The sequence below is a fragment of the Corallococcus sp. NCSPR001 genome, from assembly GCF_017309135.1.
GTDB lineage: Bacteria > Myxococcota > Myxococcia > Myxococcales > Myxococcaceae > Corallococcus.
Window position 1 is genome coordinate 4,446,351 of record NZ_JAFIMS010000002.1, and the last position, 21,628, is coordinate 4,467,978.

20 protein-coding genes are annotated in these 21,628 nt (G+C 69.5%); 10 read left to right on the plus strand and 10 right to left on the minus strand.

Annotation, left to right across the window (positions count from 1 at the left end; genetic code table 11):
• The first annotated feature begins 117 nt into the window (after positions 1–117).
• Positions 118–1,815 carry an alpha/beta hydrolase gene (locus JYJ93_RS20130; RefSeq protein WP_206793661.1) on the plus strand — a complete coding sequence of 566 codons (1,698 nt, stop codon included), beginning with the start codon at positions 118–120 and terminating at the stop codon, positions 1,813–1,815.
• Here the strand turns inward: JYJ93_RS20130 and JYJ93_RS20135 are convergent.
• Positions 1,802–5,308 carry a hypothetical protein gene (locus JYJ93_RS20135; protein WP_206793662.1) on the minus strand — a complete coding sequence of 1,169 codons (3,507 nt, stop codon included), beginning with the start codon at positions 5,306–5,308 and terminating at the stop codon, positions 1,802–1,804. The two genes, JYJ93_RS20130 and JYJ93_RS20135, sit on opposite strands and share 14 nt — an antisense overlap.
• Positions 5,309–5,713: 405 nt before the next feature.
• On the opposite strand from JYJ93_RS20135, the gene JYJ93_RS20140 reads away from it, so the two are divergent.
• Both JYJ93_RS20140 and JYJ93_RS20145 read left to right on the plus strand, forming a co-directional pair.
• Positions 5,714–7,792: a sodium-translocating pyrophosphatase gene (locus JYJ93_RS20140; RefSeq protein WP_206793664.1), complete on the plus strand. Its 2,079-nt coding sequence runs from the start codon at positions 5,714–5,716 to the stop codon at positions 7,790–7,792.
• Positions 7,793–7,958: 166 nt separating this feature from the next.
• A complete protein-coding gene (locus JYJ93_RS20145; protein WP_206793666.1) occupies positions 7,959–8,159 on the plus strand; it encodes a hypothetical protein in 201 nt (66 codons plus the stop codon).
• A 55-nt stretch (positions 8,160–8,214) separates the two neighbouring features.
• On the opposite strand, the gene JYJ93_RS20150 is transcribed toward JYJ93_RS20145, so the two are convergent.
• A complete protein-coding gene (locus tag JYJ93_RS20150) occupies positions 8,215–9,231 on the minus strand; it encodes an alcohol dehydrogenase (protein WP_206793668.1) in 1,017 nt (338 codons plus the stop codon).
• A gap of 156 nt (positions 9,232–9,387) precedes the next feature.
• Here JYJ93_RS20150 and JYJ93_RS20155 point away from each other — a divergent pair, with 156 nt between their 5' ends.
• A complete protein-coding gene (locus JYJ93_RS20155) occupies positions 9,388–10,275 on the plus strand; it encodes an NAD(P)-binding domain-containing protein (RefSeq protein ID WP_206793670.1) in 888 nt (295 codons plus the stop codon).
• Here the strand turns inward: JYJ93_RS20155 and JYJ93_RS20160 are convergent, their stop codons facing one another.
• A complete protein-coding gene (locus JYJ93_RS20160; RefSeq protein WP_206793672.1) occupies positions 10,276–11,145 on the minus strand; it encodes a flagellar motor protein MotB in 870 nt (289 codons plus the stop codon).
• Positions 11,146–11,269: 124 nt separating this feature from the next.
• Positions 11,270–11,482 carry a hypothetical protein gene (locus JYJ93_RS40165; RefSeq protein ID WP_242543870.1) on the minus strand — a complete coding sequence of 71 codons (213 nt, stop codon included), beginning with the start codon at positions 11,480–11,482 and terminating at the stop codon, positions 11,270–11,272.
• Positions 11,483–11,619: 137 nt separating this feature from the next.
• Here JYJ93_RS40165 and JYJ93_RS40170 point away from each other — a divergent pair, with 137 nt between their 5' ends.
• Complete coding sequence (locus tag JYJ93_RS40170) at positions 11,620–11,769, plus strand: hypothetical protein (RefSeq protein ID WP_242543871.1); 150 nt, start codon at positions 11,620–11,622, stop codon at positions 11,767–11,769.
• 307 nt (positions 11,770–12,076) lie between these two features.
• Here the strand turns inward: JYJ93_RS40170 and JYJ93_RS20170 are convergent, their stop codons facing one another.
• Entirely contained in the window at positions 12,077–13,120 is a 1,044-nt protein-coding gene (locus JYJ93_RS20170; RefSeq protein WP_206793674.1) for an NAD(P)-dependent alcohol dehydrogenase, read from the minus strand.
• Between the two features lie 148 nt (positions 13,121–13,268).
• Between JYJ93_RS20170 and JYJ93_RS20175 the strand changes: the two genes are divergently transcribed.
• Positions 13,269–14,174, plus strand: a complete 906-nt coding sequence (locus JYJ93_RS20175; RefSeq protein ID WP_206793676.1) for a LysR family transcriptional regulator — start codon at positions 13,269–13,271, stop codon at positions 14,172–14,174.
• A gap of 655 nt (positions 14,175–14,829) precedes the next feature.
• Positions 14,830–15,120, plus strand: coding sequence for a hypothetical protein (locus JYJ93_RS20180; RefSeq protein ID WP_206793678.1), 291 nt, complete (start codon positions 14,830–14,832; stop codon positions 15,118–15,120).
• A gap of 46 nt (positions 15,121–15,166) precedes the next feature.
• Here JYJ93_RS20180 and JYJ93_RS20185 read toward each other — a convergent pair whose 3' ends face one another.
• Genes JYJ93_RS20185 through JYJ93_RS20195 form a run of 3 tightly spaced genes read right to left on the minus strand, consistent with a single transcriptional unit; the run spans position 15,167 to position 16,865 of the window.
• A complete protein-coding gene (locus JYJ93_RS20185; protein ID WP_206793680.1) occupies positions 15,167–15,847 on the minus strand; it encodes a tyrosine-protein phosphatase in 681 nt (226 codons plus the stop codon).
• Between the two features lie 15 nt (positions 15,848–15,862).
• The gene (locus JYJ93_RS20190; RefSeq protein WP_206793682.1) at positions 15,863–16,483 is read right to left on the minus strand and encodes a DUF1877 family protein; all 621 of its coding nucleotides are present in this window, start codon (positions 16,481–16,483) and stop codon (positions 15,863–15,865) included.
• Between the two features lie 37 nt (positions 16,484–16,520).
• Complete coding sequence (locus JYJ93_RS20195; RefSeq protein WP_206793684.1) at positions 16,521–16,865, minus strand: hypothetical protein; 345 nt, start codon at positions 16,863–16,865, stop codon at positions 16,521–16,523.
• A gap of 221 nt (positions 16,866–17,086) precedes the next feature.
• Here JYJ93_RS20195 and JYJ93_RS20200 point away from each other — a divergent pair, with 221 nt between their 5' ends.
• Entirely contained in the window at positions 17,087–18,133 is a 1,047-nt protein-coding gene (locus JYJ93_RS20200) for an alpha/beta hydrolase (protein WP_206793686.1), read from the plus strand.
• On the opposite strand, the gene JYJ93_RS20205 is transcribed toward JYJ93_RS20200, so the two are convergent.
• Positions 18,134–18,556: a DUF4326 domain-containing protein gene (locus JYJ93_RS20205; RefSeq protein WP_206793688.1), complete on the minus strand. Its 423-nt coding sequence runs from the start codon at positions 18,554–18,556 to the stop codon at positions 18,134–18,136.
• A gap of 49 nt (positions 18,557–18,605) precedes the next feature.
• Positions 18,606–18,995: a hypothetical protein gene (locus JYJ93_RS20210; protein ID WP_206793690.1), complete on the minus strand. Its 390-nt coding sequence runs from the start codon at positions 18,993–18,995 to the stop codon at positions 18,606–18,608.
• 210 nt (positions 18,996–19,205) lie between these two features.
• Between JYJ93_RS20210 and JYJ93_RS20215 the strand changes: the two genes are divergently transcribed.
• Positions 19,206–20,471 (plus strand): CCA tRNA nucleotidyltransferase, encoded by a 1,266-nt coding sequence (locus tag JYJ93_RS20215; RefSeq protein WP_206793692.1) that lies wholly within the window; start codon positions 19,206–19,208, stop codon positions 20,469–20,471.
• Between the two features lie 94 nt (positions 20,472–20,565).
• Positions 20,566–21,612: a tRNA 2-thiouridine(34) synthase MnmA gene (gene mnmA, locus JYJ93_RS20220; protein ID WP_206793694.1), complete on the plus strand. Its 1,047-nt coding sequence runs from the start codon at positions 20,566–20,568 to the stop codon at positions 21,610–21,612.
• The last annotated feature ends 16 nt before the right edge of the window (positions 21,613–21,628 follow it).

Below are 21,628 nucleotides of genomic sequence, written 5' to 3' on the forward strand. Positions count from 1 at the left end.
CGACCCCATTGGTAGTCACGGAGCCGGGCACGGCGTGCGCACGCTGCTGAGGAGTGGCCTTGGGGCCTACCCTCTGGAGTGCGCTCAGGAGGGCCGGCGCACTCGCGGGGAGTTCGCATGGAGCACTTCCTCACCCACGCCGAGCAACCTGTCGCGGTGCGCCACGCCAGACGTGCCAGCCGGACCTGGCCTCGCTGGCTGCGCTACACATTGCCGGGGGCCTGGGTGGCGCTCCTCTTCGCCTGTCTGGCTTTCACTCCGTCCCTCTTGCCGCGCAGCGGGCCGTTCCAGGGATTCGTCAGCGGCCTCAGCGCGGCCATCGGCTATGGGCTCGGGTGCCTGGGCGCCTGGCTCTGGCGGGAGTTCGCGGACCGCCCCTCGAGGACGCCCTCTCGTCGCGCATGGCAGGGCTTCTTCATCGTGGCCGCGGTGGCGTTGGCAGGCGCGGTGCTGCTTGGCTGGCATTGGCAACAGCGCCTGCGCGAGCTCATGGGCATGCCTTCAACGGGCCGCGCGGGATACCTGCTCGCTCCCTTCGTCGCGGCGGCCTTCTTCTTCGTGATCATCGCCGTGGCGCGGGGCCTGCGTGGCGTGTCCCGCGCGTTGGCCACGCTGCTCTCCAGACACATCGGGCCTCGCGCGGCCCGGGCGACGAGCGGGCTGGCCGTGGTGGTGCTCACCGCGCTGGTGGCCAGCGGCGTGCTGTGGGACGGGCTCATCGCCGCGGCGGACCGCACCCTGGAGGTCCAGGACACGCTGACCGACGAGGGCGTGGTCCCTCCACGCACGGCACTACGCTCCGGAGGCGCGGGCTCCCGCATCCCGTGGGATTCGCTGGGAAGGGAAGGGCGCAACTTCATCGGACGCGGGCCATCGGTCGAAGCGCTCTCCCGCTTCCATGGCTCGGCGGTGAGGGAGCCCATTCGCGCGTACGCCGGTTATGCCTCCGCGCCGGACGCGGAGGCCCGCGCGGCGCTCGCGGTCGACGACCTGGAGCGGGCCGGCGGCTTCGACCGCGCGTACCTGCTGGTGGTGACGACCACGGGCAGTGGCTGGGTGGTGCCGGAGGCCGTGGATGCCTTCGAGTACATGACCGGCGGCGACTCCGCGATCGTCGCCATGCAGTACTCGCACCTGTGGTCGTGGCTCTCCGTCCTGGTGGATCAGAAGCGGGCCCGGGAGTCCGGCCGGGCGCTCTTCGATGAAGTCTACGAACGCTGGTCGCGGCTGCCTCCCGGCCAGCGCCCGAAGCTGCTGGTGTTCGGTGAGAGCCTGGGCTCCTACGGCGGAGAGACCGCGTTCAGCGGCGAGCGGGACATGGCCCAGCGCACCGACGGCGTGCTCTTCGTGGGGCCGCCGAACTTCAACACCCTGTATCGCGCGTTCACCGACCACCGGGACGCGGGCAGCCCCGAGGTGGAGCCCATCTACCGGCAGGGCCGCATCGTCCGCTTCAGCCGCCGGCCTGGGACGAACATCCCGCCCGCGTCCGCGCCGTGGGGGGACTCGCGCGTGCTGTACCTGCTGCATCCCTCCGACCCCATCATCTGGTGGAGCCCCCGGCTCCTGGTGCAGCGGCCGGACTGGCTGCGCGAGCCGCGTGGCGACGACGTCCTGGACCAGATGGTGTGGATCCCCTTCGTGACGTTCTGGCAGGTGACCGCGGACCTCCCCCTGGGGATGGAGGTGCCCGCGGGCCACGGCCACGTCTACACCGCCGAGCACGTGGACGGCTGGGCCGCGCTCCTGCGGCCCGAAGGCTGGAGCGCGGACCAGACGGCACGGTTGAAGGCGCTCCTCCTTACGGAGCGTTGAGCCAGTCGAAGTGATGATCCAGCGTGAAGGTCCCATCCGGCTGGTCCATGCGCACGAGCAGCCAGGGCGGCACGGCTCCGCCCAGGACCGCCGGGACGTTCATCGGCTGGCGGCGTGGGTCCTGGTAGCGGTTGACGCTGCCCGCGGTCAGGGCCGTCATCTTCAGGCCCGGCAGCGGCGCGCCGGACGTGTGGCAGGACTGACAGAAGGCGTTGCTGGTGGAGTCCGGGCGAGGCAGGTCCGCGTCCAGGTGGGGCATGGCCATCATCGACGGACGCAGGCAGCGCTCGCGCCACTGCTGCACGGGCTGGGGGTTCTTGTGCACGCGGTCGATGCACAGGTGCTCGCCCGACTGGGCCGGGTAATCCAGCGGCTCCACGTAGGACTCCAGCCGCATCTGCTCACACAGGGTCCGGCCCAAGGAGAGCGGGTATTGGAACGACCGCGAGCGCAGCGTCTCCAACACCGGCGAGTACACCTCCGGCGAGCGGTACGTCAGGTCCACGGTCGTTCCCAGCGCCTGGTTGCACAGCAGCTCCTCCACCCAGGGCCGCACCGCGTCTCCGGGGGAGAGCGCGTAGACGCGCAGCTCATCCACCCAGCCATGGAAGGGCAGCCGCGCCTGGCCCCGGACGAAGTCGGGACCCGGGTCGCCCACCGTCATCCACGTCCAGCCGTTCATGGAGTTGTACATCGGGTCGAAGCCCACGTCCCACGAGGCCACCGTCAGCGACGTGTGCGCCGTGCCGTTGATGTAGAACGTGAGCTTCCGCTGCCCGGCGAGCGTGTAGACCTTCATGCCGAAGTGAAAGTATTTGCCCGGCTGCACCAGCGAACCCAGGTTCACGGTGAACGTGGAGCCCGTCTGGCCGTTGTAGCCAGTGAGCTCGTGCCACGTGGAGTAACCGTCGACCGCCTGCACCAGGCCCACCCACGAGTTGTCGGAGAAGTAGAACAGGGTGCGAGGGATTGAGCGTGAGACGGCGCCGGGCCGAACGAACGGCGGCTCCATGCGGGAGTCCAGCCAGATGCCGAACAGCCAGTCGCGGCGCGAGCCGTCCACCGGGTAGCCCATGTCCATGAAGTCATTGCGGCCATCCAGCCAGACGCCCTTGCCGCTGACGCCGCCCAGGGCCACGGGTTCGATGCGCGCACCGCCCCGCAGCCGGACGGAAGCTGGAGGCTGCGGCCCATCCGTGCCGAACAGCGGACTGCCCGTGGCCGCGTTCTGCGCCAGCGGGTTGCGCATGAAGCGGAAGTCCGCGACGTCGCCTCCGCGCACGTAGGCCCACGCGTTGCGGGTGGGCATGAAGCCATCCTGCGGGAAGGTCTCCGCGCGCTGCGGGCCTTCCGGAGACACGTCCATCCGCATGGCCGCGTTCATGTGCGCCACCACGAAGGCGCGCTTGTTGAGGTAGTCGTCGAAGGCCACCTCGGAGTTGCGCTGGGTGGTGGACTGGAAGTTCCACACCACGTCGAAGGGCAGCGTGGGCCGCAGGGCATTGAAGGTGTTGAGCTGGTTCTCGAACGAGAAAAGCTGCGAGCTGCCCTTGGGCGTCAGGGGCAGGTCCGCGCCGGCGTAGAGGCGCAGGGAGTAGGTGCGCTGGTAGTGGTCCTCGCTGTTGCCCCCCAGGTCGGTGATGCTCATGCCGTTGTCCAGGATGACGGCCTTGCCGTGCGTCCAGGCCCCCAGCACGCTGACGGACTGCGCCGGCGCGCGGTCCGGATTGAAGCGGGCCCGGTCCGCGTCGGACGCGGGCGCGCTCCAGAGCTGATCGAGTTGGGCGAAGGGCCCGAAGCGCTCCTCCCTCAACACCTGCCGCGCGTAGTAGCCGTCGTGGGGGTTGTTCTTCGCCGCGAAGAACAGGTTCTTGCCCTCGCGGTCCAGCCACGCGTACGCGCCCTGGTTGCGCACGCCGAAGGGGATGGGGTTGCCCAGCGTGTCGCGGAAGTTGCGCGGCTGGCCGTTGATGACCTGCGAGCGGGCCAGCTCGTAGCGGGTGTTCACCGCGGGGTCCATGGGCATCATGCTGATGGGCTTGAAGTGGTTCCAGCCCGCGGCCTGGCAGACAGCCTCCGAGGACGCGTAGAAGAGGCCGCCCATGTTCAGGATGAGCATCCGGCCATCGCCGCTGGTCGCGGGCTCGAACATCGCCAGGTGCTTCTCATCCGGCCCGTTTCCGATGATGCCGTTCCAGGTGGAGCCGTTGCCGATGACAGCGTCCTCGTCGTCCTCCACCTTCAGGTCGCCCGCGAAGCTCTGACGGTCGAAGAACTGGCACCACTTGGGCGCGGTGGTGGCGGTGTTGCGGACATAGAAGGTGATGCCGAGGATCTTCTTCGGGACGTAGCACTGGAAGCTGGGGTTCTGCGTGAACAGCCGGCGCCAGTCGATGGTGTCCGGCGTCCCGGGGACGCTGTACGCGGAGCCGGTGCTCATGTCGCCCCAGTTGGAGTCGTGGGGGTTGAACGGCCGGAACGGCGGCAGGTCCCAGGTGGGTAGGGACTTGAACTCGCCTTCGGGGTTGCGCGGGTAGACCCAGAGGCCCCAGTTCGCGGTACCTCCGCCCACGGCGTCGCCCGCCGTCACGAGCTTGGGATTGCGCACGAAGACGGTGAGCGCCGTCGAGCGCAGCTCCCAGCGCTTCCCGTCGGAGGCGGCCATGCCGTAGACGAGCGAGATGTCGTAGCAGTCACCGGAAACCCACGGCGAAGTGGCCTCATAGCGGGCCCGGCACGCCAGCGGGTTGCGGCCGCGGCCCGCCGCGTTCAACGACGACACGGAGTCCTCGCACAGCGTGCTGTGGAGCATGTCCGGGAAGTCACCGTTGTTCTTCGCCGTGAGCCGGGTGTAGCCAGGCATCGGGTTGAAGGCGACGAAGGGATGGAGCCCTGGCTGCCACGTGGGCTGCGCGTAGCGGGTGCCCTTCTGGGCGAAGTCGTAGCGGAAGTCTGGGCCCAGCAGCTCCGGCCGGAAGGTGTAGAGGGTGGAGCCCTCACCGCAGCCACGGCAGCCGCCGCGCACGAAGAGCCGCCCGTCGTTGCTGCCCCGGTTGAAGGGCATCACCTGGATGGCCTGGGACGCGTCCGCCGTCTCCGGCGTGCGCGGCGTGTTCCAGCCGTTGTCGTATTCGAACGGAGGGAAGGGCTGCATCACGCCGGTGAGCGCCGAGGGGCGCACGGACAAGGGCGTGGTGCTGGACGCGCGGTAGGGGCGCCAGGCCGCCGACAGCTCGCGGAGGATGCTGGGGCGCTGGGGGTTCTCCGCGTTGTAACAGTTGTCGATGCGGCTGTAGTCGTTGGAACACGCGGCGGTGCCCACGAAGGCCACTTCGGAGAACTGCGTCGGCGGATCCAGCCGGGCTTTGGACGTGGCGAGTGGAGCGGAGGGGGACGGCTCCGCGGCGGGCAATGAATCACACGCCACGTTCAGGCAGAGCAGGGCCAGGGCACAGGCTCGCCAGCAAATCCGGGACACAGGGTGAGGACGCATGGGACGCGGTGTAGCTGCCCCATGCCACCTTCCGTCAACTGGGGCTGGTTCGACCGGACACGAGGCCCGGCTCGCCGCGCGGCCCGAAATCAACGCCAATCCCAGGAGCCCCAAGCGAATGCCCCCGGCATGCCGCAAGGGCGGCTCCGGCCTCCACGACAGGCCCCCAATCGCGATGAATCGTCAGTGAATCCGGGCACTTTGGTTCACTCGACGAGCCCCGGCGGCCCCGTTGGGCGCCCGGGGGGCCCTCCCGCGTCAAGGACCCCGGTGGGGCCGACCGCTCCGAGGAGGCTCCCCGCTTGCCCTGAAATCACGTATAGGCCCTCCGCACATTTCGCGCGGCACGCGAGCGATCCGCAGGGCGAGCAGTCGGAGGCCCCCGGGACTGCTCTGGAGGAACGGATGGAGTTGTCGAGTCTCGAATCGGATTTCTGGGCAATCGCACCGAGCGTCATCGGCGCCGTCGGTCTGCTCTTCGCTGCGTTCTTCTACTTCCGCGTCAAGGGTCTCCCCGAAGGTGACGCGACGATGAACCGCATCGCGGGCTACATCCGCGAAGGCGCGATGGCGTTCCTCGTCCGCGAATACAAGGTGCTCGCGGTCTATTGCGTGGTCGTGGCGATCGCCATCGGCCTGGCGCTGGGCCCGGTCGCCAGCGGGAGCTTCGTGGCGGGCGCGTTCCTGTCGCTGCTCGCGGGCTACATCGGCATGAAGGCCGCGACGTTCGCGAACGTGCGCACCGCGCAGGCCGCGCGCACCGGCTCCAAGCCGAACGCGCTGCTCGTCGCGCTGGATGGCGGCGCCGTGATGGGCCTCGCCGTCGCCGGCCTGGGCCTCATCGGCATGGGCGTCGTCTATTACGCGTTCAGGTCGAGCCCGGAGCTGTCCCCCATCCTCCACTCGTTCGCCGTGGGCGCCAGCTCCATCGCGCTCTTCGCGCGCGTGGGCGGCGGCATCTACACCAAGGCCGCGGACGTGGGCTCCGACATCGCCGGCAAGGTCATCGAGAACATCCCCGAGGACGACCCGCGCAACCCCGGCGTCATCGCCGACAACGTGGGTGACAACGTGGGCGACGTGGCCGGCATGGGCGCGGACATCTACGAGTCCATGGTCGCCGCCATCGTCGCCGCCATGGCCATCGCGCTGACCGCCAACTCGACGGAGCTCTCCCGCCTGGTGGTGGACACGAACGCCACGGGTAGCGCGAAGGTCGCGGGCGTGGTGCTGCCGCTGGTGCTGTCCGCCATCGGCCTGGTGGTCAGCCTGCTGAGCATCTTCATCGCCCGCGCGCTCAAGAACATGAACCCCGCGCAGGTGCTGCGCAGCGCGCTGATCATGCCCCCCGTCATCCTGGTGGGCCTGTCGTTCGTGCTGATGAACGTGTTCGGCCTGTCCCAGAACATCACCATCGCGCTGGCGGCCGGTGCCTTCGGCGGCGCCATCATCGGCCTCGTCACGGACTACTACACGTCCTCCACGCCGGTGCAGCGCATCGCGGAGGCCTCCATCACGGGCGCGGGCACCAACCTCATCCGCGGCCTCGCGGTCGGCATGGAGAGCGTGGGCATCTCCATGGCCACCATCGCGCTGGTGGCGTACATCGCGGACCGGGCGCTCGGCCTGTACGGCATCGCGCTGTCGGCGGTGGGCATGCTGGGCGGTACGGCCGTCGTGATGACGGTGGACGCGTACGGCCCCATCTCTGACAACGCGGGCGGCATCTCCGAGATGTCCGGCCTGGGCCCTGAAGTGCGCGCCATCACCGACGAGCTGGACGCGGTGGGCAACACCACGGCCGCCATCGGCAAGGGCTTCGCCATCGGCTCCGCGACCCTCACGGTCATCGCGCTGTTCTCCGCGTTCAACCTGGAGGTCAACCACACGCGCGTCGCCAACAACATGGCGGAGATGAGCCTGGAGCTGACCAACCCGAACGTCATCGTGGGCCTGCTGCTGGGCTCCATCCTCCCGTTCCTGGTGGGCGCCTCCACCATGCTCGCGGTGGGCCGCGCCGCCGGCGCCATCGTGGAGGAGATTGGCCGTCAGTTCCGTGAGATCCCCGGCCTGATGGAGCTCAAGGCCGAGCCGGACCCCAAGAAGATCGTGGACATCTCCACCAAGAGCGCGCTGCGCGAGATGATCTTCCCGGGCCTCATCGCCATCGTCGCCCCGCCGCTGGTGGGCTGGGTGCTCGGGCCCCTCGCCCTGGCGGGCCTGCTGGCCGGTGCGCTCGTCGTCGGCGCCACCATGGCCCTCTACATGGCCAACGCGGGCGGCGCGTGGGACAACGCCAAGAAGTTCATCGAGAAGGGCAAGCTGCCGGGTCACGCCAAGGGCTCGGCCGTCCACAAGGCCGCCGTCGTGGGCGACATGGTGGGCGACCCCTTCAAGGACACGTCCGGTCCGGGCGTGGCCATCCTCATCAAGGTCATGAGCGTCGTGTCGCTGCTCGTGGCCTCGCTCATCGCGCTGCGCTGAGTGGGTCCCTGGGGTGCGGCCACCCGGCTTCGGGCGCCGCACCCTTGGGTGTAGCAGACCAGACACCCGGCCAGGCAACGCCGGCCGCGTCAGGGGCAGTGGGCGAGCGCGTGCTTACACTTCATGGTGTGAGCCGCTCGCCGTTCTCCTGACGATGAGGTGTCCCATGGTCCTGGAGTTCTCCCAGCAGCAGATCCACCTGCTCCATGCCGTGCTGGCCGAAGGCGCGGATGCGCTGCGGGACGAGATCGTCCGCACCGACAAGCTCGAGCTGCGTGAGGAGCTGAAGCGCAGGCTCGATCAGCTGCTGATCATCCAGCGTCAGGTGGAGTCCCGGCTGCACCAGGAGCAGCCGGCGGCGCTCTAAATCCGCCGGACCAGGTCCCCAGGCGAGAGGCCTGGGGCCTGGAGGGCCGCCTGTTTCAGCGCATCTTGAGCACCACCCGGAAGCGGGCCTTGTTGCTCATCATCCGCTCGTAGGCCTCCGCGGCGCGGTCCAGGGGGAACACCTCGTTGCGCGAGCGCACGCCCACGAGCGCGCTGAAGTCCATGGTCTCCTGCGAGTCCTGGGGCACGCCGCTGGGCCAGCCCTGGATGCGCGTGCGCTTTCCAATCATGGACATGCTGCTCACGGGGATGGGCTCCGAGCCCGCGCCCAGCAGCAGCAGGGTGCCGTTGCGGCCCAGGCCTCCGAGCAGCTCGCCCGCGAGGCTGCTGCTCGACGCGGTCATCATGATGACGCGCGCGCCCCCGAGCTTCTGGAGGGCCTCCGCGGGTTTGCCCTTCTCCGTGTCGATGTACTCGTGCGCGCCCAACTCCATCGCCAGCGCCTTCTTGTCCGCGCCGCGTGAGATGGCGACGGTGCGGTAGCCGAACTTGCTGGCGTACTGGATGGCCAGGTGGCCCAGGCCACCAATGCCTTGCACCGCGACCAGGTCCCCCGGCCGCGCGCCCATGTTGCGCAGGGAGTTGTACGTGGTGACGCCCGCGCAGAGCAGCGGCGCGGCATCCTCGGAGCTCATCCCCTCCGGGACCCGGGCCAGCGCCTCCTGGGGCGCGACCAGATACTCCGCGTAGCCGCCGTCGTAGCTGATGCCGCAGATCTGCTGCTTCTCACAGGTGACGAAGTCGCCGCTGCGGCACGCGACACACTGGCCGCAGTGGCCCCCGTGCCAGCCCACGCCGACGTGCTGTCCTTCCTTCCAGGCCGTCACGCCAGGGCCCACCTGTTCGATGCGGCCCACGACCTCGTGGCCCGGCACCCGGGGATACTGGATGGGCATCCAGCCTTCCTTGGTGATGGCGTCGCTGTGGCAGACGCCACACGCCTCCACCGCGATCCGGACCTGCCCGGGACCGGGCTCGGGCACCTCACGCTCGACCACTTCGAGCGCGCCGCCCTTCTTCTGCACCTGCACCGCCTTCATCTTCCTGGCCATGGCATCTCCTCGGGGGGAGGGATGGGGATGACACGGTGCGGGCGCACCTGGAGTGAGGGTGGGCAGGCCCTGGCCAGGCAGGTCGTTCAGCAGGCGGCCGGGTTGACGCGGAGTGCGCGCGCTTCGAGGCTGGGGCCTCACCCCAGGAGCGTGACGATGACGTCCAGCCGTTCGACGAAGATCGCGGTGATTGGCAGTGGTCTCATGGGCAGCGCGCTGGCGCGGGCCTTCGCGGCGGCGGGGCATGACGTCGCGGTGTGGAACCGGACGCCAGCCAGGGCCAGGGCCGTGGGCGGGGGCACGGTCGCGTTCGAGACCCTGGTGGAGGCCGTCGCCGGGCGGGCGCTCGTGGTCGTCTCGCTGTCCAACTACGCGGCGTGGACGGAGGTGGTGGCGTCGCCGGCCATCGCGGCGGCGCTGGCGGGAAAGACGCTGGTCCAGCTCACCAGCGGCTCACCGGCGGACGCGCGCGGAGGCCTGGAGTGGGCGAGGGCCCATGGCGTGGACTACCTGGACGCGGCGATCCTCGCCTATCCCGCGTTCGTGGCCACCGACTACGCGACGGTCTACTACGCCGGGGCACGAGCGGTGTTCGACCGGCACGTGGAAACCCTCCAGGCCATCGCCAGGAACTCCGTCTACGTCGACGAGAAGATCGGCTCCGCCGCGACGCTCGACTGCGCGATCCTCGAGGCCTACTACGGAGGCTCGCTGGCGCTCCTCCACGCCGCGGCGATGTGCCAGTCCGAGGGGCTGGATCCGAAGGCCTTCTTCGCCCAGAAGAACTCCTTCCTGGGGTTGATCTCCGTCACCGCGGACGCCGCGCAGGACATGATTGGACGCGACGACTTCACCGGCCAGCAGTGCAGCCTCAACACCCATGTCGCGGCCATCGAGCACATCGTCCGGCTGAGCACCGACGCCCGCATCAGCGCGCGCTTCCCCAGGGAACTGCTGGAGAACTACCGGCGGGCCCTCGGCGCGGGGCTGGGTGAGCAGGAGTTGCCCGCCGTGTTCCGCACGCTGAAGCAAGACGGAGTTTGACTACCGGCCCGCCTTCTTCCCGACGGCGGGCTTCACGGTGGAGGCCTTCGCGGGAGCGCCCTTCGCAGGGGTTGCCTTCGCGGGGGCCGCCTTCGCGATGGCGGGGTTCCTCTTCGCGGCCAGCTCCGGGATCAACAGCAGCTCGATGCGGCGGTTGCGCGCACGGCCCTGCGGCGAGGCATTGGCCCCCAGGGGGCGCGTGTCGCCGTAGCCGGCCGCGAGCATGCGCTTCGCGGGCACGCCGCCCTTCTCCTGGAGGAAGCGCACCACGTTGACGGCGCGCGCGACGGACAGCTCCCAGTTGGTGGGGAAGGTGGCCTGGAGCTTCAGCGTGGGCGGCGAGTCGTCGGTGTGGCCCGACACCTGGATGAGCTTGTCATCCACCTTGGACAGCACGCCGCCCAGCCGGGTGAGGACCTCCTGTCCGCGCGCGCTGATGCTGGCGTCGCCTGAATCGAAGAGGACCTTGTCGACCAGGTCCACCTGGAGGCGGCCACCGTCCTGCGACAGGCGGATGGCGCCCTCGGCGATCTCCTTCTTCAGCTTGTCCTGGAGGTCCTCGTAGGTGGCCTTGAGGCGGGTGAGCTCCGCCTCCTGCTCCTGCACCGTCTGGCTGAGCTGTTCCTTCTCCGTGCTGAGCTGATCCTTCTCCGTGGTCAGCTTCGCGTGGTCCGCCTCCAGCGCGGCCAGCTTCGCCTCCAACTGCTGCTTCGCGGTCTCCGCTTCGCTGGCCCGGGCAACGGCGGCCGCCGCCTCCGCGTCCGCGCGGGTCGTGCTGCGATGCGACAGATAGAGCACCAGCCCCGCGAGCACCGCCACCAGCGCCGTCACCAACCAGGGCACCCAGGCCCTTCCGCGTTCCTCTTCCATGTCGCGACCTCCAAGGTGGAATGGACGGAGGCCACGCTAGTGAATGCGCCCGGGTGCGCCTCAAGGCGACCCGGGTGCGTGCAGGTATCTGGAGGTGAATTGTTCCAGCCAGGGCAGCCGGACGTCAGTACGGGGCGCAGACGATGCCGACGCAGTTGCCCGCGGTGTTGTCACGCGCGACGTTTCCGTCGCCGTCATAGGCGGTGGGCGCGTAGATACCGAAGCCCGTGTTGCCCAGCGCGAGGTTGTTGATCACCGTGGGGGTGCTGGGCGGCTGCACCCGGAGTCCGTCGCCGTCGTTGGCCAGGAACTGGTTGCCGCGGACGATGCCCGTCATCGGACCGGTGGGGAACCCTTCACGGTCGGAGAGCGTCAGGCCGCTCGCGTTGTCATGGGCTGGACCTGAAGCGCATGATGCCTTGCCAGCAGTAGAAGACCCTCCCGTTGGACGTGAACGTGGAGTCGAGCGCGTCGATGTCGTGGAAGTCCGCGAACATCGCGATCCCATTGTGGGTGAACACGGACGACCGCACGTCGAAGCTGCCATTGGACGCGTCGAACTCGCTGCTCAGCCCGATGTTGTTCCCACTCAGGCGGCACTCGGTGATGAGGAAGTTCGCGTAGTTGTTATTGTGGACCAGGTCCAGGACGATGCCGTCGCCGTCGATCTGAAGCGCGAAGGGCGCCGAGCTGGGGCAGTTGAGGTTGTGGGTGAGAAGGGTATTCGTGGTGAGGGTGTCGCCGCACCGGACGCCGTGGAAGGAATCGCGCCGCGGGCCTGGACGTCCGGCGCCACCGTGAGGATGGTGGTCACTGCCACGGCCACGGCGAATCCACGCGTCTGCTTCATGCTGCCTCCCCGGGCCGGAGACGTCCGGCCACCGGCGGAGAGGCTATTCACGACGCCTCCACTGGCTTCCCCCCAACGGAATTACTTCAGCGTCGACGTGTCGATGACGAACCGGTAGCGGACGTCGGAGGCGAGCACCCGCTCGTAGGCGTCGTTGATCTTGCTGGCGGGGATGACCTCGATGTCCGCGCCGATGTGGTGCTTCGCGCAGAAGTCCAACATCTCCTGCGTCTGCGGGATGCCGCCGATGAGCGACCCGGTGAACACGCGGCGGGGCATGATGAGCGAGAACACGTTGACCGCGAGCGGCTCCGGCGGAGCGCCCACGTTGACCAGGGCGCCGTCCAGGGCCAGCAGGGACAGGTAGGCGTCCACGTCGATCTTCGCGCTCACTGTGTTCACGATGAGGTCGAAGGTGCCCGCGAGCTTCTTGAACGTCTCCGGGTCCTTCGTGGCGTAGTAGTGGTGCGCGCCCAGGCGCAGGCCGTCCTCCTTCTTGCTCAGCGACTGTGACAGGACGGTCACCTCCGCGCCCATCGCGCGAGCGAACTTCACGCCCATGTGTCCCAGTCCGCCCAGGCCCACGATGGCGACCTTCTTGCCGGGGCCCGCGCCCCAGCGGCGCAGCGGTGAGTACGTCGTGATGCCCGCGCACAGGAGCGGCGCGGCGGCGTCGAGCGAGATGCCTTCCGGAATCTTGAGCACGAAGTCCTCGGTCACGACGATGTGCGTGGAGTAGCCGCCCTGCGTGAGCTGGCCGTCGCGGCCGGTGGCGCCGTACGTTCCGACCATCCCCTTGAGGCAGTGCTGCTCCTCGCCCTTGCGGCAGGACGCGCAGTCGCCGCAGGAGTCCACCATGCAGCCCACGCCGACGCGGTCGCCGACGGCGTGCTTCTTCACCTGGGCGCCGACGCGGGTGACGATGCCGGCGATCTCATGACCGGGGACGATGGGGTAGGTCGTCTCGCCCCACTCGCCGCGGACGGTGTGGATGTCGGAGTGGCAGATGCCGCAGTACTTGATCTCGATGAGCACGTCGCGCGGGCCCAGCTCCCGGCGCTGGATGGCCAGGGGACCGAGCGGTGACTTCGCGGAGGTGGCGGCGTAGGCGTTGGCGGTAGGCATGGGGCTTCTCTCTCCAGGAATCATGGGGGCCGGTCAGCCCCGTTCATGGACAGAGAGATACGCGCCGGCCCTGGGGATGACTACGCGTGGAGGAGCCAATAGGCTGTTAACGCGTGCTTAACAGTGGCTTCAGGTACGGTCCTCGCGAATGAATACGGCGCCTTTCAACCAGCTCCAGGTGTTCCTCGCCGTGGCCCGGCTGCGCAGCTTCAGCGGAGCCGCGCGCGAGCTGGGCGTCTCCACGGCCGCGGTGAGCCAGGCGGTGCGGCAACTGGAGGAACAGCTGCGGGTGGTGTTGCTCACGCGCACCACGCGCAGTGTGGCGCTGACGGACGTAGGCCGGCGGCTCGTGGAGGGAGCAGGCCCGGCCGTGGGGCAGACGCTGGCCACGCTGCGCGAGGTGGCCGCGCAGCCCGGAGAGGCCGTGGGCCGGGTCCGGCTGTCGGTGCTGACGGCGGCGGTGCCCTACGTCATCACCCCGGTGGTCCCCATCTTCCGTGCGCGTCACCCGCGGGTGGAGGTGGAGGTCGTCATCGAGGATCGCTTCGTGGACATCGTCGAGGAGGGCTACGACGCGGGCGTGCGTCTGAGCGAAGCCATCCAGCGCGACATGGTGCAGGTGCGCCTCACGGAGGCCTTCCGCTTCGTGGTGGTGGGGTCGCCCGGCTACCTCGCGCGCCACGGAACGCCCCAGCGCCCCGAGGACCTGCTGAAGCACGAGTGCATCACCTTCCGTTCACAGACGACCGGAACGCTCTACGCGTGGGAGCTGGAGCGCGGGCGCAAGAACTGGCGCGTGCCGGTGCGCGGCGGTGTCGTCACCAATGACATCCACCTGCCCGCGATCCTGGCGGAGCAGGGCCTGGGGCTGACGTACGCCTTCGAGCCGGCCGTGGAGGAGGGGCTGCGCACCGGGAAGCTCGTGCGGGTGCTGGAGGCCTATTCGCCCACCGTGCCCGGTTTCTTCCTCTACTACCCCAGCCGTGCACAGCGCTCCGCGCCGCTGCGGCTCTTCGTCGAAGCGGCGCGGGAGCTGGCGCGCAAGGCCTTGTGAAAGCGCATCAGCGTCCGGGCTCCCGGGAGGACCAGACCGCGGGAGACCCACAGGCTGTTGAACGCAGTTTGAAAGTGGCGCGCTAATTCGCGCTCCCGCAGGAACTCTCGGCGCATGCGACATAGGCGTCAACGCACGACTGGGCGTCCGCGGAGCCGGTCGCCGCGTTCCAGAGGCAGCTTGTCCGTGCGTCGGAGCAGTCCGAACAGGCCGAAACCAGCTCCTCGCCGCTCGACCCAGGAGCGCTGGCCGGGGAGTAGCAGGCGTAGCCCGCCGCCTGGCACGTGGTGATGCGATAGCCCTCGCCGCACGCCATGTCGCATTCATAGGTCTCGGGACAGACCTGGCTGCATTGGATGGGCATGGCAAAGCTGGCCGTGGGCGAAAGGGTAAACGCAGCGGCGACGGCCAACAGACGGGTGAGGAACATGGCGGCTCCGACGAATGGGTGGATGCGCAGTCTGGTTCCCGCCACGGGGGCCGGATATCGCGGCTTGCCACTATTGACTTTCGCGGCGCGGACTTGAGGGCGATGCGAGTGTTGGGTCGAGGACGCCGCGGGTGTGGGGTGTCTGTCTTTGTTTTCCGGGGCTGGCATCTGCTGTGAGGCGTGCCTGCCTTTCGCGTGGGCACATCCCACACCCCAGGAGTGTCGATGAACGCGCTGAAGAAGTCCTTGATGGCCGTCGCCGCTGTTTTCGCCGTGGCTCCCGCCGCCGCGTTTGCCTATCCGCCGCAGTGCATGGACGTCTGCCCGGCCCGCGGCTGCACCGGGCCTTGTTACGAGGGGACCTTCCGCACCACCTGTGAGGAGGCGGGCTGGTGCTTCGCGCCCGCGCCTTCCGAGGAGACCGCTTCCGTCTCCACGCAGCAGTCGGAGGACACCGCGCCGGTCTGCGACGCCGACCATCCGGCCACGGAGCAGACTCCGTCCGCCGAGAGCTGAGCCGTCCTGAGCATCCGCGGGGCCTGCCGTGTCCAGGCCTCGCGGTTCAGGGAGGGGAGCGGAGTGCCGCCGACAACGCGTCGAGCGCACGCTCCTGCGAGGCGGAGAGCCGCACCCCGGGCCGCGCCTGGCGCACCCGCGCGAGTGCCGTCTTCGCGTCCGGCGCGTCACCCCGGGCCACGAGGAGCGCGGCGGCGATCATCCCCGTGCGCCCATGTCCCTGCGCGCAGTGGACGTACAGGGGGCCGGGCAGGGCGGCCAGCTCGCGAAGGACCGGAGCCACCTGCTCCACGGGCAACGTCGATGCGTCCAGGATGGGCAGGGACACGTACCGGCAGGCGCCACGGATGGCTTCCGGTTCGATGAACTCGGAGGTCAGGTCGAGCACGGCGGTGACACCCGGGGGCAGCTCACCGGGTAGCAGCCTGCGCCCCACCAGGAACCCCGGCGCCACTTCGTCAAGGACATGCTCCCGCGAGGACCGCCGCGCCAGATGCCAGGTGCCCCACGTGAGCAGCAGGTAGGGCAGGAGCGCGACCAATGCCCACGGCTGCATCCGTCCGTCGGTCTGCTTCCCGAAGGCCCCCGCGCCCACGCCGGCATAGGCGAGCGCCACGATGGCGAAGCTCAACGCGGGCCACAGCAGCAACCAGCCAATGCCATGGAGCCGCTGCGCCAGGAAGGTGAGGAGTGCCGCCGCGGTGGTGAAGACGAAGGTGTATTTCATGCGTGGCGCCAGGGTTCAGTCCACACAGACAAGGACACCGTCTCCGTGCTTCGCGGCCGTGACGTGGAAGGCGCGGAAGCGGTCGAAGCGCTCGGTGAGCCACTGCCAGGCCTCGTCGATGCCCTCTTCATGCGGACACTTGTAGACGGCTGCGTCGCTCAGGTTCTTGAAGGTGAAGTGCTCGCGAAGGGCGTCGAACCGCACGGCCTCCAGCATCCGGGCAATCCGCTCCACCGTCTCCGGTCGCGTGTAGCGCAGGGGTACGCCCTGAGGTGCCACCACGTGCGGGGCGATCTCCGCCTCGCCGTGAATCGCGATGCCGGCCAGCGAGTCGTCGTCCGTGCCCGGCGCGTTCCGGCGCTGGTCGGAGAGGACGAAGTGCAGGTGATCCCACCTCCGGCCCAGGTCCACCTGTCGCGCCGCCAGGTCGGGACGGGTGCGCAGCGCGTCCCGCACGGCGTCCAGGAGCAAGAGCTCGTCGGAGTCCGGACCGCCCGGTGCCAGGGTCTCCTCGCTCGGAGCCCGGAGCAACCGGGTGACGGACATCAGCCATCCGCCCACGCCCCTGTTCCGCCGCGCCAGCTCCAGCAGCGGGGAGCCGCCGGGAAGGGCCTGGTAGCTCGCATCAAGTCCCATGGGGCCCGTCCTAGCAGCTCCGCCGCCATGAAATCCGCTAGCTCGCGCGGTTCACCGATTCAGGGGCGGGGGGCGACACCTCGGCGGCCGCCGCGTTCGCGGCCCTCCGCGTATTGGCCTCCGTGGCGACCTGGCAGAGCGCGACCTGTGCCTGGAGTTGGAGCGCGAAGGCCCGGCCCCGGCCGAACATGGCGCCGATCAACGCCACCACCAGTCCGCCCAGCACCAGGATGGGGCCCGGTGCGTTGCTGCTCATGGCCTTCGTCATCGCCAGTCCCGCGATGAAGCCGATGACGCTCCACGCGAAGATGATGCCGGAGGCCCGGTTGTACAGCGCCTGCGCGTGCTTCGTGATGATGCTGGGATCGTACTGGACCGCCATGGTGACTCCGCTGTCTGGGAATGAAGGGCCCGTGAAGCAGGCCCACGTCATTCCTTCCCAAAGCGCGGAGCGCCCGGACATCCCCCATGAGAGGCATGCCCGGTGGCATCCGGCCCGTGCTACTGCGGCACCCGGATGCGGCGATCAGGCAAGCCCACCGTGTGCCTGCGTCTCCCACTCCTGCCGTGCATGGCCATCCTCGGCCCAGGAGGAGAGACGCCATGTCCACCGACACGAAGCAGCCTTCCGACTCCGGCCTGGATCCCCACGCCCGTGCCTTCCTGGAGCAGTTGAAGAAGGCGGGCGGGCCCGCGCTCGAGACCCTGCCTCCCTCGGAGGCGCGCGGCGTGCTCCGGAGCGTGCAGGCGGGAAAGACCGCGAAGAAACCGGCTCGCATCGAGGACCGCTCCCTGCCGGTGGGCCCTGACGGCCAGGTCTCCGTCCGCATCGTGCGGCCCGCGGATGTGTCGGAGAAGCTCCCGGTGGTGCTCTACCTCCACGGCGGCGGCTGGGTGCTGGGCGACAAGGACACGCACGACCGGCTGATCCGCGAACTGGCCGTGGGCACGCGGTGCGCGGTCGTGTTCGTCAACTACACGCCCGCTCCGGAAGGGCAGTACCCCGCGCAGCTCGAACAGGCCTACGCCGCGCTCCAGTGGGTCGCGAAGAACGGCGGCGAGGCGGACCTGGATGGCCAGCGGATCGCCGTGGTGGGGGACAGCGCGGGCGGGAACCTGGCGGCGGCCCTCACGCTGGTGGCGAAGGAGCGCGGCGGTCCGCGCATCCTGCAGCAGGTGCTGTTCTATCCCGTCATGGACGCCCGCTTCGATACGGGGTCCTACGCGCGCTACGCGGACGGCTACTTCCTCACCCGCGCCGGCATGCAGTGGTTCTGGGACAACTACGCCCCGGACTCCTCCGTCCGCACGCAGCCCACCGTCAGCCCCCTGCGCGCGACCGACGCGCAGCTGCGAGGCCTGCCGCCCGCGTTGATCCTCAACGGCGAGTGCGACGTGCTCCGCGACGAAGGGCAGGCCTACGCGCGCAGGCTCGTGGACGCGGGCGTCCCCGCGCTGGCCCTCCAGTACGAGGGGATGATCCACGACTTCGTGATGCTGGATCCGCTGGCGGACTCACTCGCCGCGCGCAACGCCATCGCGCAGGCCTGCCTGACGCTGTCGGAGGTCCTGGGCACGCGGAAGCAGGGGGAGGCGGCGCTCACGTCCCAGCCCGCGCAGGTCCGCGAGCGGGAGAACGCGCGTCACTGACTATGGGCCTGAATCCAGCCACGCGGCCAGCACGTCCGCGTGGCACGGGCCCGGCTTGCACCAGCAGCCCAATCGCTTTCCGCGCAAGGTCTTCACATCGCGCAGGAAGTCCGGGTCGTGCTTTGTGCGCAGCTCCAGGTACCAGCGGAAGGACTCGAACGCGTCCGGGCCGGGCGCCATGCGCCGCTGGGCCTCGTCGCGGATCCGCTGGGCTTCGTCCGCGGGCAGCTTCGCCAGCCACGGCTCGAAGTACGTGCGGATCATCGCCTTCCAGGTCTTCACGCCCCCGGGCTTGAACGGGTTGCCGAAGCGGCCGGGCACGGGGTTGAGCGGCCCGGGCTTCGCCCAGGCGCGGAAGGCACGGCCCACGTACACCTCACAGGCGTCGTGGACGTGCACCGCGGTGGTTCGGGAGTTGGACATGGCGGGTGCATCGTTAACAGATGCACCCGCCAGACGCCGCAGTCAGGAGTTACCAGGGGTGGATGCCCTGCTTCTCGTGCGGCGTCTGCGTGTACGTGGACTTGAACCCCGAGGCCGCGGCGTTGAGGCCGGAGCCGAGCGCCTCCACCGCGCCCTGCTTGAACTGGCCCTTGCTGACGCTCACGAAGGCGTCGCGGCCGAAGTTGAGTGCCTCGCGCTGGTGCGCGTTGACCTCGCTGCGCGCGCCCGTCTCCACCTTCTTGACGTTGTCGATGACGCTGTTCCTGGAACGGTCGGAGATGCCGAAGTTGCCCTTGTCGAGGATCTGGTTCACGCCGCTGACCGCGTGGCTGTAGTCGCTCGTCTTGCCCTGCGTCGTCTGATCAATCTGCAGGCGGGAGGGGTTCTTGAACGTGTGGTTGCTGGTGACCTTGAACATGGTTTGCCTCGCTCGGGACGGCGGCCCGTTGGCCCCGCCCGCGGTAGGTGATGCGTTTGAAATGATTGTCGGGCCATGTGGGCCTGGGTTTCCTCAAAACTTACGTATACGTCATTTGTCGTATGCCGGCCTTCATGGGATGCCATCGCAGTGGCGAGGCCCGCCGGAAGACGGCAACGTACGCGCCCGCCTCCTCCCACCCCCGCGGACATGATCGCCAACCTCCACGACGCCGACATTCCGAAGCCCGTGCTCGAAGTCATCACCCGCCTGCGCGAGCTGGGCCACCCCACCTACCTGGTGGGCGGCTGCGTGCGGGACATGGTGCGCAAGGTCCACCCGAAGGACTTCGACGTCGCCACCAGCGCGCTGCCGGAGGAGGTCCAGCGCGCCTTCCGCAAGGTCATCCCCACGGGCATCCAGCACGGCACCGTCACCGTCGTCACCGGCGGCAACCACGTGGAGGTGACGACGTTCCGTTCGGAAGGGGACTACCTGGATGGCCGGCGCCCCAGCTCCGTGTCCTTCGAGCGGGACATCGTGAAGGACCTGTCGCGGCGCGACTTCACCATCAACGCCATGGCGTACAACCCGCTCGACCGCGAGCTGGTGGATCCGTTCGGCGGCCAGGTGGACCTGCCCGCGAAGCTGATCCGCTGCGTGGGCTCCGCGCTGGAGCGCTTCTCCGAGGACGGCCTGCGCCCCCTGCGCGCCGTGCGCTTCGCCGCCGTGCTGGGCTTCACGCTGGACCCCGACACCCGCGATGCCATCCCCGCCACCCTGGCCGTGTTCCGCAAGGTCGCGCTGGAGCGCGTGCGCGAGGAACTGCTCAAGCTGCTCGTGTCCCCCCGCGCGGAGATGGGGCTGCACCTCTTGGCGGACACGGGGCTGATGGCCGTCTTCCTGCCGGAGGTGGCCCAGGCGGATCCGGAGACCGCCCGGTTGGCCCGCGCCGCCGTGCAGGCCGCGCCGCTGGACGCGGACCTGCGCGTGGCCACGCTGCTGTCGGACATCGACACCGCGACGCAGGCCCGTGAGCTGTGTCTGCGCTTGAAGTTCCCCAACAAGTCCGCGGACCTCATCGGCCTGCTCGTCGAGCACGCGAAGCTGGAGACACGCGTGGACGACGCGGACCCCGCGCTGCGCCGGCTGCTCGCCCGCGTGGGCCTTTCGAACCTGCCCGCGCTCCTCTCCGTGGCGAAGGCCCGCGTCCAGGTCCGGGCCCCGGAGCGGCTGCCCGCGGTGGAGGCGCTGGCCGGAAGGCTGGAGGCGTTGGCCGCCGCGAAGCCCCCCCTGTCCGCGAAGGAGCTGGCGCTCACCGGGGGCGACATCATGAAGACGCTGGGCATCGGCCCCTCGCCGAAGGTGGGCGAGGCCACCCGGTACCTGGTCGAATCCGTGCTCGATGACCCGTCGCTGAACACCGCGGACGCGCTCCGCGCCCTGCTCACGGCCTGGGCGGCGCGCGGGTCATGACACGGGGGCCTCCTCCCGGCCGGAGGGCAGGGGAGGGGGCCTGGAGCGCCTCCGGCCGTGCGTCGCGGCCTGGGGGCGTGTAGGAAGGAGCCCCATGCGAGTCGTCGTTGCGATGAGTGGCGGAGTGGATTCCTCGGCCGCCGCCGCCCTGCTCAAGGAGCAGGGCCACGAGGTCATCGGCATCACCCTGCGCGTCTGGTCCTACGAGGGCGCCGCGAAGTGCGGCAGCTGCTGCAGTCCGGACGACATCGACGATGCCCGCGCGGTGGCCCAGACGCTGGGCATCCCGTTCTACGTGGCCAACGCCGAGGAGATCTTCCAGGACCGGGTCGTCAACCCGTTCGTCCAGTCATACCTGGGCGGCAAGACGCCCATCCCGTGCGTGAGCTGCAACCGCGACGTGAAGTTCAACTTCCTCCTCAAGCGCGCGCGCGCCCTGGGCGCCCGGCTCGCCACCGGCCACTACGCCCAGGTGGAGGAGGTGGACGGCCGCTTCCACCTGCGCCGCGCCGTGGACGCCGCCAAGGACCAGAGCTACTTCCTCTTCACCCTGGGCCAGGAGGAGCTGAAGGACGTGCTCTTCCCCGTGGGCCACCTCACCAAGGCGGAGGTGCGCGCCGTCGCCGAGCGCCACCATCTGCCCACCACCCACAAGCCGGAGAGCATGGAGATCTGCTTCGTGCCCGACGGCGACTACGCCGGGTTCGTGGAGAAGGTCGCCGGCCCCCAGCCGTCCGGCGAAGTCGTGGACCCGGACGGCAAGGTGTTGGGCACGCACAACGGCATCCACCGCTTCACCGTGGGCCAGCGCAAGGGGCTCAACCTGGGCGGGGGGGAGGTGCGCTACGTGCAGCGCCTGGAGCCGGAGACGAACCGCGTCGTCGTGGGCCCCGCGGAGGGCACCGGCCGCGCGCAGTTCGGCCTGCTCCAGCCGCACTGGGTGGACGGTCCGCCGCCGCCGGAACAGGCCGTGGAGGTCCGCATCCGTCACCGCCACGCGGGCGCTGCCGGGCGGATCCACATCTCGCAGCACGGGCTGGTGTCCGTGAAGCTCGACGAGCCCGCGCGCGCCGTCACGCCGGGTCAGGCCGCGGTCGTCTACGACAGGGATCGCGTGCTCGGCGGCGGGTGGATCGTCTGATCCGACCTGGCGTGTC

Excerpts from the sequence above, each read along its gene's own strand:
- JYJ93_RS20180 (WP_206793678.1), top strand. The coding sequence starts at position 14,830 with ATGAACGCGCTGAAGAAGTCCTTGATGGCCGTCGCCGCTGTTTTCGCC.
- JYJ93_RS20140 (WP_206793664.1), top strand. The coding sequence starts at position 5,714 with ATGGAGTTGTCGAGTCTCGAATCGGATTTCTGGGCAATCGCACCGAGC.
- JYJ93_RS20205 (WP_206793688.1), bottom strand. The coding sequence starts at position 18,556 with ATGTCCAACTCCCGAACCACCGCGGTGCACGTCCACGACGCCTGTGAG.
- JYJ93_RS20155 (WP_206793670.1), top strand. The coding sequence starts at position 9,388 with ATGACGTCCAGCCGTTCGACGAAGATCGCGGTGATTGGCAGTGGTCTC.
- JYJ93_RS20210 (WP_206793690.1), bottom strand. The coding sequence starts at position 18,995 with ATGTTCAAGGTCACCAGCAACCACACGTTCAAGAACCCCTCCCGCCTG.
- JYJ93_RS20200 (WP_206793686.1), top strand. The coding sequence starts at position 17,087 with ATGTCCACCGACACGAAGCAGCCTTCCGACTCCGGCCTGGATCCCCAC.
- JYJ93_RS20160 (WP_206793672.1), bottom strand. The coding sequence starts at position 11,145 with ATGGAAGAGGAACGCGGAAGGGCCTGGGTGCCCTGGTTGGTGACGGCG.
- JYJ93_RS20150 (WP_206793668.1), bottom strand. The coding sequence starts at position 9,231 with ATGGCCAGGAAGATGAAGGCGGTGCAGGTGCAGAAGAAGGGCGGCGCG.
- JYJ93_RS20145 (WP_206793666.1), top strand. The coding sequence starts at position 7,959 with ATGGTCCTGGAGTTCTCCCAGCAGCAGATCCACCTGCTCCATGCCGTG.
- JYJ93_RS20185 (WP_206793680.1), bottom strand. The coding sequence starts at position 15,847 with ATGAAATACACCTTCGTCTTCACCACCGCGGCGGCACTCCTCACCTTC.
- JYJ93_RS20215 (WP_206793692.1), top strand. The coding sequence starts at position 19,206 with ATGATCGCCAACCTCCACGACGCCGACATTCCGAAGCCCGTGCTCGAA.
- JYJ93_RS20190 (WP_206793682.1), bottom strand. The coding sequence starts at position 16,483 with ATGGGACTTGATGCGAGCTACCAGGCCCTTCCCGGCGGCTCCCCGCTG.
- JYJ93_RS20170 (WP_206793674.1), bottom strand. The coding sequence starts at position 13,120 with ATGCCTACCGCCAACGCCTACGCCGCCACCTCCGCGAAGTCACCGCTC.
- JYJ93_RS40165 (WP_242543870.1), bottom strand. The coding sequence starts at position 11,482 with ATGACGGGCATCGTCCGCGGCAACCAGTTCCTGGCCAACGACGGCGAC.
- JYJ93_RS20175 (WP_206793676.1), top strand. The coding sequence starts at position 13,269 with ATGAATACGGCGCCTTTCAACCAGCTCCAGGTGTTCCTCGCCGTGGCC.
- mnmA (WP_206793694.1), top strand. The coding sequence starts at position 20,566 with ATGCGAGTCGTCGTTGCGATGAGTGGCGGAGTGGATTCCTCGGCCGCC.
- JYJ93_RS20130 (WP_206793661.1), top strand. The coding sequence starts at position 118 with ATGGAGCACTTCCTCACCCACGCCGAGCAACCTGTCGCGGTGCGCCAC.
- JYJ93_RS20195 (WP_206793684.1), bottom strand. The coding sequence starts at position 16,865 with ATGGCGGTCCAGTACGATCCCAGCATCATCACGAAGCACGCGCAGGCG.
- JYJ93_RS20135 (WP_206793662.1), bottom strand. The coding sequence starts at position 5,308 with ATGCGTCCTCACCCTGTGTCCCGGATTTGCTGGCGAGCCTGTGCCCTG.
- JYJ93_RS40170 (WP_242543871.1), top strand. The coding sequence starts at position 11,620 with ATGTCGTGGAAGTCCGCGAACATCGCGATCCCATTGTGGGTGAACACG.